We start from the raw sequence: 11,767 nt of genomic DNA, 5'->3' as shown, positions 1-11,767 counted from the left end.
ACGCGCACCGTACGGGCCTTATCCGTTCCGACTGAAAATCTCCAAAGCATGATCGGGGAGGATGACTCGGAGCTGCGCTTGGACCAGCTGTACAAGCTGACGCTGGAGGATCCGCGCGTTCTTGCTATGCACCTCAGGTTCCTCAGGGAGTTCGAGGGCATGGCGGACGGAGATGTGCTGAAATGCGTGTATCTGGCGCCGACCGGGAAACCATCGAAGATCAACGCGGAGCTTTACTCCCCAAATGGCCCCGCACATGCCGACAGCGCATTCCGGCTGAGGATGCCAGGCGATGGCCAGGAGACCATAGTATTTATCGAAGGGCAAGGATGGATAGGGAACTGGAAGCGCCTGTACAACAGGATGGTTTACTACGGATTGCGGTTTCTGGATGCAGGCAAACGCGCCAATCTGATCGACAATAAATACGAGGATCTGCCGGAGTGCCGCGGGATCATCGTGGTATTCAACTCTCCGGCAAAGCTAAGGAACGTCGTGTTCGAATCGGAGATGGCATCTGCCGTCTGCGATGGCATCTCTCAGCCAAGCGTCCCGATCCGCCTGACGTTCCTGTTCCTGGGGATGGCCGGGGACCTTCCCGGAACGGATCTGGGCGGGCTGAATCTGCTGTACGCCAAAGGAATCGGAAGGGAAGAGAGGGCTAAACGCCTTTGGGAAGACTATAAAATAAGGGTCAACGCATTGATAGGCAAAGAGGGGGATGTTATAATGGACATTGCAGCGAGCTTCCGTTACGACGGAAAGATGGAAGGCATAGCCATAGGAAGGGAAGAGGGCATAAAAGAGGGCATAAAAGAAGGCATAAAAGAGGGAAGGAATGAGATGGCGGAGTACATGATTGGCGCGTTCGCCAAACAGATTGTCAATTACGCCAAGAATCATGATATGACCGTCGAGGAAGCGATTGCAATTCTGTGCCCGCCAGAGGAGTATTCCGACTCCATAGAGGCTAAAGCCCTTGGATTGATTTCCAATCCTGAATGATGTGTCCAATACGATAAGATTTGACCCCCAAATAATCAAGCGAGGGCTTTCAAAGGGCCCTCCTTCGGCTTTTCGTTGCAGTCTGAGAGAGATTCTGCGAATAATTGCCATTTTTAATCCGCCATCTTTCGTCGATCGCAAAAGATATGGATGTTGGAAATCAGGTTGAGCCCATAATCTCGGTCTGATTGATAGGTCTCTATATCGCAAAGTCTTCCTTCATATGGCATGTTTTATACCCTTCCAAAAGATACTATCGATAAAGCGGACTTGGAGCATAATGCTGACCTCGTCCAGACCACGCTTGACGCGATTTCGATGTCTGCAAAGGGCGCGGAGGTATAGAATGAACGCAAAAACCACAGGCATTGCTTTGGCCATCCTGCTGATATCGATACTGACGGTTTCCGTCGTCGGCATCTCCGAAGATTCCGATGCGGAAACGGCGACGGTTGGCGGGATAACATACGAAATAAAAGAGAGCGGAGGCGAATATTCCGCTTCTGTCACGTCTGAATCCATAAAAGCCATGAAAGGGGACGTGAAGATTCCCGCTTCCATATCATACGGAGGGAAAACGTACGCTGTCAACGCCCTCAAAACCTCATTCTCGAAAAATACCGCGATCACATCCATCGAGCTGCCAACCAGCTTGAAGGTTCTCCCGAACTCGTGCTTCTCCGGATGCTCGTCGCTGAAATCCGCATCTCTGAACGGGGTTCTCTCTATCCCTTCGCAATGCTTCAAGGATTGCACCAATCTGGCTAGTGTCAGCGCGACATCGGCTTCCTCGATAGGCCTTTCGGCATTCAATGGCTGCTCTTCTCTGAACTCATATAAGTTCGGCAGCCTTATCGACATCGGCAATTATGCGTTCCAAAATTGCATCAAGATAACCTCGTTCAGCATTCCGGAAGGATGCGGGCTAGGTGTGGCGCCGTTCGCCGGAACCGGAATCAAAACCCCGATCATAATCGATAGGGTTCTGGTCTATGTGCCCGCAGGGATCGGATCGTATTCCATACCCTCATCTGTGAGCGGGATAGGCCCCGGGGCGTTTTACGGCGTCGAGCTGAACAGCATATACGTGCCGGCTACCGTCACCGGGATACAGGACTACGGTTTCGACCACGCCATAATCAAAAGCATAACTGTGGATGACGGGGTGGCTGGGATAGGGAGTTATGCCTTCTCCAACAACACCGTTCTGAGTTCGTTGAAGCTCAGCCCTTTGGCGACGTACCTTGGAAATAATATTTGCTCTGGATGCACGTCGCTGACTTCGGTCGTCATCCCGAACACGGTCACATACATCGGTGATTCGGCATTCTACGGATGCACGTCGCTGACAAGCGTGACCGCAAACGGAGCGATAACTTACGGCGAAAAAGTGTTCCAGGGGTGCACTTCTCTGAAGTCTTTCACGTTCGGAGAAAAATCCGTGCCTGGAGGATACATGTTCTCCGGATGCACGTCGCTGACTTCGGTGAACTTCTGCGATTCCATCGATGAGATAACCAATCGTATGTTCTATAATTGTAAAGGGCTGAAAAGCTTTGAGATCAACGGTAACATAAAGAAAATTGGGGATTATGCATTCAGTTACTCTGGTCTCACAGAAATTGTCATTCCCGCATCTCTGGATCCGAAAGGTCTTTCCAGTAATGCATTCTATTATTGTGAATCTCTTGCCAAAGTCATTTTTGAAGGCTCTTACACATACATATCCCCAAATTGTTTCAATTACTGTAAAGCGCTGACCGAAATAGAGACCTATGGGATGCTGAAAGCCGCCGGCGGAAATTCTTTTGGCAATTGCGATAAACTGACGAATATCATCGTACATACGTCCATACCGTTCGAAGACTCCTCTATTTTTGCCGACAGCCCTGTGAAAAATCTCTTGAAGACCGACAGTTCTCAGGGATACAAATACGTCGAAGTGAAAACCGCCAACGGAAGTTCCGGAAAGATTATCGTGGAAGCGAGTTCCTCAGGAATCCAGGCCGGATCGGATTGCGTGGGATTCTCCAACAAGGCGCTCGCTGATTCCGTCGGTTCCGGGAAGAGCCTGACCTCCGCCAACAGCAAGATTTCGTACGCAAACAAAGCTGTCTATTATGGCACCGAGCTTCTGTACGTCCTGCCTTCCTCGGCTTCCATATCGATAAAGGAGGGGACGGAAACCATCGCCGCAAAATCGATGGCTACCCTCTCCACGGCGGCGGACATAACTATCCCGTCTTCGGTAGACAAGATAGGATCTTACGCGCTCATGACGGCGAAGAAGCTCAAAACCGTCGTGATCTGCGGCAGCCCAACGCTTGATATGTACGCCATGGACATCGGCACTGCACGCGCGTACTTCGCCCCTGGAAATTATGACGAGGAAAAATGCGGCAGCCTTCCGCTCTCCGGCTACTATGCAGACACCTCTTCCGGACGCGTCCTCTTCGAATCCAATGACGCCAAGCACACGGGGATTTCCATCAAGACATACGGAAATTCCATGGCTTTCGGAGTGTCATTCTCGCAGGGATACGATGAATCCAAGATTGCTGTCACCTCAGGAGGAAAAACCATCTCTCCCGCATCCCAGGGGACCAAAATGGGATCGTATGACGTTTCTGGCATGTACGTCATCAGCAATGTGGCCGATGGGACTTCGGTTTCGATCACCGGCGTCAAGCTGAACACTTATGATGTGAGTTTCTCCGCCGGGACCGGATATTCGCTGGAGGTGTCCCAGAGCAAAAATGTCCCGTACGGTTCGAAAGTCATCTTCGAGGTCCGCTGCCTCCCGGGATACCAGAAATCATCCTCGTTCTCCGTAAAGGTCAACGGCTCTTCGATCTCTCCCGACTATCAGACGTCCGAATACAGCGTGTATTCGTTCGTGATTTACCGCAACAGCTCCATCTCCGTGTCCGGGATTACGGCGAAATCGTCGTACACCGTGACCTTCTCCTCCAACGGAGGCTCTTCGGTCGCGAGCCAAACCGTTCTTTCCGGGGCTTCGGCTACTATGCCAGCGGATCCGACGAAGAGCGGTTACACATTCTTAGGATGGTACTCGTCCTCAAGCCTTACCGAGCTCTATGGGTTCGGGCCGGTTACCAAGAACGAGACAGCATACGCCAAATGGGCCCCCCAATCGGCGGCGAAATGCAAGCTTACCCTTTCCGCTGAAAACGGGACTGCATACGCATATGTCAACGGCTCTCCGACCAAACTGACATCCGGCTCCTATGTTACCGCCGGATCCCTCGTCGAGCTGGTATTCGATGCGAGGATGGGATACGAAATAGTCTCGTGGACCGTGAACGGCACGGCCTACGACTATCCCTCGTCATCTATGTTCGTGACCGTGTCGGGTGATACAGCTGCCCACGCTTCATCAGAATACTACGCCACCGGCTCGTTCATCAACAGGGTGGATACGGATACCCCGACCTCTTCCAGCTACGTCCAGTCATGGATCTGCGGGGAAGGGAACAGCAACGTCGGCGGGATGGTGTTCAAGGGCATGACCTACGCCCCCGCGGTCATCGGAGACTATATCTTCGCCAAAAACGACAATATCCTGCTGAAGATAGACGCCGATGACGGAAGGATTCTGAAAAGCGTCACAACAACGGACAGATTCAGCGGATACTATGAGTATGTGACCGTAGGAAACGGCCTGGTCCTGGACTCCTATTCCGGAAAGGTTTTCGACACGGATCTGAACCAGGTGTTTGCCCTGTCGGCCAGCCTCATCGCCAAGACGTTCTATCATGACGGGTACTTCTTTGTGCAGACTTCCGCAGGGACCTGCTGTTTCGAAGCCGCCGACAAGAATCCGTCAGACCCATACAACGTCCAGGGCCCTGTCTGGACGAAGAACACCGGATCTTTCATAACCGCCTACGAGGGCGGGACCCAGCTGCTGTTCGGCGAAGGATTCCTCATGACCGCCGGATTCGACGGCGACGGATCCGTTTTCCTTCAGACGAGCAAAATCTCCGACGGCTCTATGATCGATAAGATCTACATCCCAGAATTCAAAGGCAATTACATCAACAAGGGATACATCGACCTCAACGAAGGATACGCGACTCTCACGACCTACAAAGGCGAGCTGATGGGAGGCTCCGCCAAAGAGAAGATCTTCAACGTTGCCTCCGTGAAGATCAGCGATGACGGGAGATTCAGCCACGCCACCCTCAAGGTCAGGTCCAACGGGGAATACAACGGCCTCAGCTCCGCGCTGATAGTCAACGGCGGATACGGTTATGTGTTCTCGGACGGCACATTCACTGTATACGAAATGGAAAGCATGGAGCCGGTGGCATCCGTCGACAACACCAACTTCTATGGGCACGGAAGCATGGTCGTATCCACGGGGCACGCCGGGAAAGCCTGCGCGTACATCGTCCCGTACAACAATTCGTCATCCATATTCGTCGTCGAACACAATCTGAGCACCAACATGCTCACGGTCACTGAGCTGAAGGAAGTCACCATCAAGCAGTACACCGGGCAGCAGCCCCACTTCCTCAGCGACGGAAGCATCGTCTATGTGAACGACAGCGGAAGGATGTTCTGCATAAGGCATGGATCTCCGGCCCAGAGCCTGTCTCTTGACAGGACGTCCGTGTCAATGCAGCCCGGCGAGACCATCGCGCTCGACACCGAATTCACCCCGTCCAACAGCGGGACCAGGACAGAGGAATGGACCAGCAGCAACAAATCCGTGGCCACCGTCGAGAACGGCATAGTGGCCGCGGTTTCCGCCGGGACCGCGACGATAACCGTCAAATGCGGAAGCCTGAGCGCGTCCTGCGTAGTAACGGTAGGCGGGCAGCAGACCCATGTCACTTCGATCTCCCTTGACAAGACATCGGCGACGATGGATCAGGGAAGCTCCCTGACTTTGAATGCGACTGTCCTTCCCCAGAACGCTTCCGACCGCAGCGTGATCTGGAGCAGCGCTGATACGTCCATCGCCACCGTCAGCAACGGCATCGTGACCGCGGTTTCCGCCGGCACAACCACGATAACCGCGAAGACGAACGATGGAGGCTACACGGCGACTTGCGTCGTCACCGTCAAGGCGAAAACGCAGAATTACACCATAACCTGGAAGAACTGGGACGGAACGACCCTCGCGACGGATACTGTAGCTTCAGGTGTTTTGCCCTCATACAGCGGACCCACTCCGACGAGAGCATCATCCTCTTCCGTGAGCTACACGTTCTCGGGATGGAACCCAACCGTAACCGTCGCATCCAGCAACGCCACATACACCGCGGTCTTCACCACATCGACCGTGGGATACACCATCAAATACCTGCCCGGAGAGCACGGGACGTTCACCTCGCAGACCTATTCCGCCCAGTATGGGAATGCGACTCCGGCGTTCTCCGGCACTCCGGCGGGAGAGGCCGGATACAGCTTTGCCGGATGGTCGCCTTCGGTATCGCAGACTGTCACGGGCAACGCCACATACACCGCCCTCTGGACGCCGAACAACTACGCCGTGTCGTATTATGTCGACGGATCTCTGGTGTCATCGGAGACCCATCGCTTCGGCGAGACCGTGAGCGTCCGCGCTCAATATGTGAAAGATGGGTACGAAGTCAGCTTCTGGTCGACGTCGGATGTCTCAGCGTCCAACGGCATGTTCGTCATGCCGGCCAAGAGCGTGAGATTCAACGCATATGCGCAGCAATCCTCTTTCACTATAACCTGGAAGAACTGGAACGGAGCGGTTCTTGCCACGACTACGGTCGCTTCCGGCGAGACGCCATCATATTCCGGAGCCGAGCCTACCCGGGCGTCCAACTCAATCTATGCGTACATGTTTGCTGGGTGGGATCCCGAGATAACCTCTGCGGCGGCGGATGCCACGTACACTGCGAAATTCTCTGCATCGTACGTGATGTATTCCATAACATATCTGCCCGGAGAGCACGGAACTTTCGAGAGCCAGACTTACACCAGCAGATACGGCATGGAAATTCCGTCATTCGAAGGCACCGCTACGGGAGAGACAGGATACGCGTTCGCCGGTTGGTCCCCTTCGGTCGGCCAGATAGTGACCGGCAACGCGGAGTATGTGGCCCTCTGGACTCCGATGTCCTACTCCGTTTCTTATCTTGTGGATGGGACCATAGTGGCTTCCGAGTCCCACAGGGTCGGCGAGACCGTGAGCGTCCGCGCACCGTATGTGAAAGACGGGTACGAAGTCAGTGCTTGGTCTTCTTCGGATGTCTCAGTATCAAACGGCATGTTCGTCATGCCGGCCAAGAGCGTGAGATTCAACGCTTATGCGCAGCAATCCTCCTTCACGGTAACCTGGAAGAACTGGAACGGAGCGGTCCTGGCTACGACTACGGTCGCTTTCGGCGAGATGCCGTCTTACCCCGGATCGGCGCCGGCCAGAGCTCCGAATTCCGTGTACAGCTACACGTTCGCCGGATGGGACCCCCAGGTATCTGCCGCGACTGCGGATGCCACGTACACCGCGAAATACACCACATCGTACGTGATGTATTCCATAACATATCTGCCCGGAGAGCACGGAACTTTCGAGAGCCAGACTTACACCGTCAGATATGGCGTGGAAACTCCGGCTTTCGAAGGGACAGCCGCGGGAGAGGAAGGTTACTCGTTCGCAGGATGGAGCCCGTCCGTAGGCCAGATCGTCACAGGCAACGCCGCCTATACCGCGCAGTGGTCGGCTAACAGCTACACTGTCACGTATCGCGTCGACGGATCGAGGATCGCCTCCGAGACCCACCAGATCGGCGAGACCGTGAGCGTCCGCGCCCCATACGTGAAAGATGGTTACAATGTGACCCCCTGGACCACATCCGATGCCACCGTATCCAGCGGAAAGTTCGTCATGCCTGCCAAGAATGTGGTATTCAACGCGTACACTCAGCAGACTTCCTTCACAATCACCTGGAAGAACTGGGACGGTTCTGTCCTCGAAACCGATACCGTGGCCTATGGCAGCGTCCCGACTTATTCCGGTGCCTCTCCGACAAGGGCAGCGACCGCGGAATATTCCTACAGATTCGCAGGCTGGACTCCCGATGTGCTCGTCGCAACCGAAGATGCCACATACGCCGCGACGTTCGATGCGATCAAGCGCACATACAGCGTCAGATATCTGCCGGGAGAGCACGGAACTTTCCAGGCGCAGACATATTCTGTTGAGTATGGCAAAGCGACTCCAGCGTTCGTGGGTGTCCCCTCATGCGAAGCTGGATACGAATTCGCCGGATGGTCCCCTTCCGTCAAAGCAACCGTGACCGGGAACATCGCGTATGTGGCGATTTGGGCGTCCAAAGAGTACGCAGTAACCTATGCTCTCGATGGAGCCGCCGTATTCACTGAGAACCATCTGCCCGGAGAGACGGTAAGCGTGCGCCCTGCGTACCAGAAAGCCGGATACTCCGTGAGCGATTGGGCCACTTCAGATGTTGCCGTGAGCAACGGCAAATTCGTCATGCCTGCGAAAGATGTCTCCTTCGCCGCGATATCCACAGAACTCGAATCCGCGTTCGCCATCGGCGGGGTGGAATACACCATTGCCAGCGGGCAGACGGTTGAAGTCACAGGATATGGAGTAGGCCTTCAGAAAGACGTCGTCATTCCCGCAACCGTGTCTCACAACGGCGTCGATTACGATGTGGTAGGCATCGCTACAAAAGCATTCATGGGATCTGCCATAGAATCCCTTTGGGTCGAGGAAGGGGTGAGCATAGATGCCAAGGCGTTCGCCGATTGCAAGGGCCTGAGGAAGGCTTTCATATCCTCTGAGAGCATCGGCGGATGGGCGTTCCTCGGATGCGCTTCCCTGGAGGAGCTCAGTCTTCCCAATGCCAAATCAATCGGCGCCAGCGCCTTCTCCGGATGCTCCGGGCTGAAGAGCGTATCATTCTCTGAGAACCTCACAACACTTGGGAAGAATGCGTTCTACGGGGTTTCCTTCACAGACGCGAGCGGTAAGAGTCTTTCTCCTACGGCCAGCAACCTAGCCGGAAAGACGTTCTCCGGATCTGCGGGCAAGCTCTCCGAGTTTGGAGACGGGATGGAGTTCAAGGCTGACGGTCTGATCTTCTCCGTCATTTCCGCCGCGGACATGACCGCCTCGGTTATCGGCTACGAAGGCAGCCCTGTTTCGATATCCCTGCCGGATGCCGTCCAATTCAACGGAATGGCCCTCAGCGTCGTTTCCGTGGGCGATAAAGCGTTTTACGGATGCTCCAGCCTGATCAGCGCTGATCTGGGCTCTTCGAAAGAGATAGGATTGAAGGCATTCGCATCATGCAGTTCGCTCAAGAGCGTCACGCTTTCTGCGGAGACCATCGGCGGATACGCCTTCATGGGATGCTCATCCCTCTCCGGGGCAGATCTTTCCGCCGCCAGCAGTATCGGCGTCAGCGCCTTCTCCGGATGTTCCGGGCTGAAGAGCGTATCATTCTCTGAGAACCTCACAACACTTGGGAAGAATGCGTTCTACGGAATCACTTTCGTGGGCGCCGACGGAAAAGCGATCGCCCAGACCGCGGGCAACCTTGCCGGCAGGACCTTCTCCGGATCTGCGGGCAAGCTCTCCGAGTTTGGAGACGGGACGGAGTTCATGGCCGATGGGCTGATTTTCTCTGTCCTTTCTGCAGTGGACATGACCGCCTCGGTCAAAGGCTATGAGGGCAGCCCCGCTTCGTTATCCCTGCCGGAGACCGTTAAATTCAACGGGAAATCCCTGAGGGTCGTCTCCGTGGGCGATAAAGCGTTCTACGGATGCTCAAGCTTGGTGTCGATCGATCTCCCGTACGTCTCGTCCATAGGGATGAAGGCCTTCGCCAACTGTGCCAATCTCGCATCGATGTCGCTGTCTGCCGATTCGATAGGCGGATGGGCGTTCTACGGATGCCCTAAGGTCGGATATGCATCGTTCTCTGAGAGCCTCTCTTCCATTGGGAAGGATGCCCTCCGCAGCCTCTCGTTCGCAGATGCCAAAGGAAACTCGATCAAAGCCACAGCCGAGAATCTGGCCGGGCAGAGATTCGTAGGGTCCGATGGGAAGCTTGAGCTGGTTTCTGACGGGCACTCCTTCATGCTGGACGGATTGCAATACACCATAACCTCGGAGGAAGACAACTTGCTGTCCGTAACCGGATACAGCGGCGCCCCGATCGCCATAGCCATTCCCGATGGGATATCCTATGCCGGCGAATCTTATTCCGTCGATTCGATAGGCAGCAGCGCGTTCTATGGCTGCTCCGCTCTGAAGAGCGCAGACCTCGGATCCGTGAGGGAAATCGGCCTGAAGGCTTTCGCCAAATGCTCTTCTCTCAAGAGCGTCACGCTCTCCGCGGATATCATCGGCGGATACGCCTTCATGGGATGCTCATCTCTATCTGGGGCAGACCTTTCCGCCGCCAGCAGCATCGGTGTCAGCGCCTTCTCCGGATGTTCCGGGCTGAATAGCGTATCATTCTCCGAGAGTCTCAATGCTCTCGGGAAGAACGCGTTCTACGGGATTTCCTTCGTGGGCGCCGATGGAAAAGCGATTTCTCAGACCGCGGGCAACCTCGCCGGCAAGACGTTCTCCGGATCCGGCGGCGTCCTCGCCGAGATTTGAAACCTTTCATAAACGAGGGGACTTTCCCCTCCCATTATCTTTCAAAAACGTTTGGTTTCTTTGGGATCCGTATAAATAATCGGGCTAGACACACACTATGAGCGGTATTGCCCCATAATCCCCTCAGACTTAGGAGTCTCACTCCGAATCCGACATCAGCTTGCGAGCTTTGCGCTCTATTGTGTCAGCGTATTCTTCGGGAAGGCTCAAGCAAGCCATAGCTTCTTCGATGGTTATCCCATTATTCTTGGCGTAATTGACAATCTGTTTGGCGAATGCATCAGTCATGTACTCTGCCATCTCGTTCTTTCCCTCTTCCCTTCCTATGGCTATGCCCTCCATCTTTCCGTCGTAACGGAAGCTCGCTGCAATGTTCATGATGTCATCCTCCTCGCCTATCAATGCGTTGATCTTTATTTTGTAATCTTCCCAAAGGCGTTTAGCCCTCTCTTTCTTTCCGATCCCTCTGGCGTACAGCAGATTCAGCCCGCCCAGATCCGTTCCGGGGAGGTCCCCGGCCATCCCCAGGAACAGGAACGTCAGACGGATCGGGACGCTCGACCGAAACAATCCCTTGCCTTTTACTATCGCCATTTCAGCCTTGATAGTTTTGTTCCTAAGCCTAGCCGGAGGGTTGAAAACAACGATCATTCCCCGAACCAATGGCAGGTTCCCATGGCTGTGGTCCGCGATGTCGGTGCGTCTTGCCGCGTCCAGAAAACGGAATCCATAGATGAGCATCCGATTGTAAAGCTCATCCCAGTTCCCTATCCAGCCCTGCCCCTCGATGAACGCTATCATTTTCTGCTTGCCATCCGGCATGCGGATGTGGAATGCGTTGTCGGCATGCAAAGGTCCCTCGGGGGAATAAAGTTCTGTATTGATCTTCATGGCCTTACCGGCAGGAGTCAAATCTACGCATCCAAGCACTTCCTCATCGCTCATGCCTTCGAATTCTTTGAGGAGCCTCAGATGCATCGCGAGAACGCGCGGGTCTTCCAGCGTCAGCTTGTACAGCTGGTCCAAACGCAGCTCCGAGTCCTCCTCCTTAATCATGCCGAGGAAACTTCCGGCGGAGAGGATAAAGCCCATACGGTGCGTGTATGTTGCACCGGATGGCCC

At 54.6% G+C, this 11,767-nt stretch carries 3 protein-coding genes; 2 read left to right on the top strand and 1 reads right to left on the bottom strand.

Translation table 11 applies throughout. The features are described 5' to 3' along the window. Positions 1-48 precede the first annotated feature (48 nt). Positions 49-1,005 (top strand): hypothetical protein, encoded by a 957-nt coding sequence (locus IKP20_08895; protein ID MBR4505062.1) that lies wholly within the window; start codon positions 49-51, stop codon positions 1,003-1,005. Positions 1,006-1,351: 346 nt separating this feature from the next. Continuing rightward, positions 1,352-10,645, top strand: a complete 9,294-nt coding sequence (locus IKP20_08890; protein MBR4505061.1) for a leucine-rich repeat protein — start codon at positions 1,352-1,354, stop codon at positions 10,643-10,645. A 138-nt stretch (positions 10,646-10,783) separates the two neighbouring features. Here the strand turns inward: IKP20_08890 and IKP20_08885 are convergent, their stop codons facing one another. After that, positions 10,784-11,701: a hypothetical protein gene (locus tag IKP20_08885; protein ID MBR4505060.1), complete on the bottom strand. Its 918-nt coding sequence runs from the start codon at positions 11,699-11,701 to the stop codon at positions 10,784-10,786. Positions 11,702-11,767 lie beyond the last annotated feature (66 nt).

This window comes from Candidatus Methanomethylophilaceae archaeon (assembly GCA_017524805.1).
In the GTDB taxonomy this organism is placed as follows: Archaea; Thermoplasmatota; Thermoplasmata; order Methanomassiliicoccales; family Methanomethylophilaceae; genus Methanoprimaticola.
The sequence above is the reverse complement of the archived record's forward strand: the minus strand, read 5'-3'. Positions and strand labels throughout refer to the sequence as shown.

Excerpts from the sequence above, each read along its gene's own strand:
- IKP20_08890 (MBR4505061.1), top strand. The coding sequence starts at position 1,352 with ATGAACGCAAAAACCACAGGCATTGCTTTGGCCATCCTGCTGATATCG.
- IKP20_08885 (MBR4505060.1), bottom strand. The coding sequence starts at position 11,701 with ATGATTAAGGAGGAGGACTCGGAGCTGCGTTTGGACCAGCTGTACAAG.
- IKP20_08895 (MBR4505062.1), top strand. The coding sequence starts at position 49 with ATGATCGGGGAGGATGACTCGGAGCTGCGCTTGGACCAGCTGTACAAG.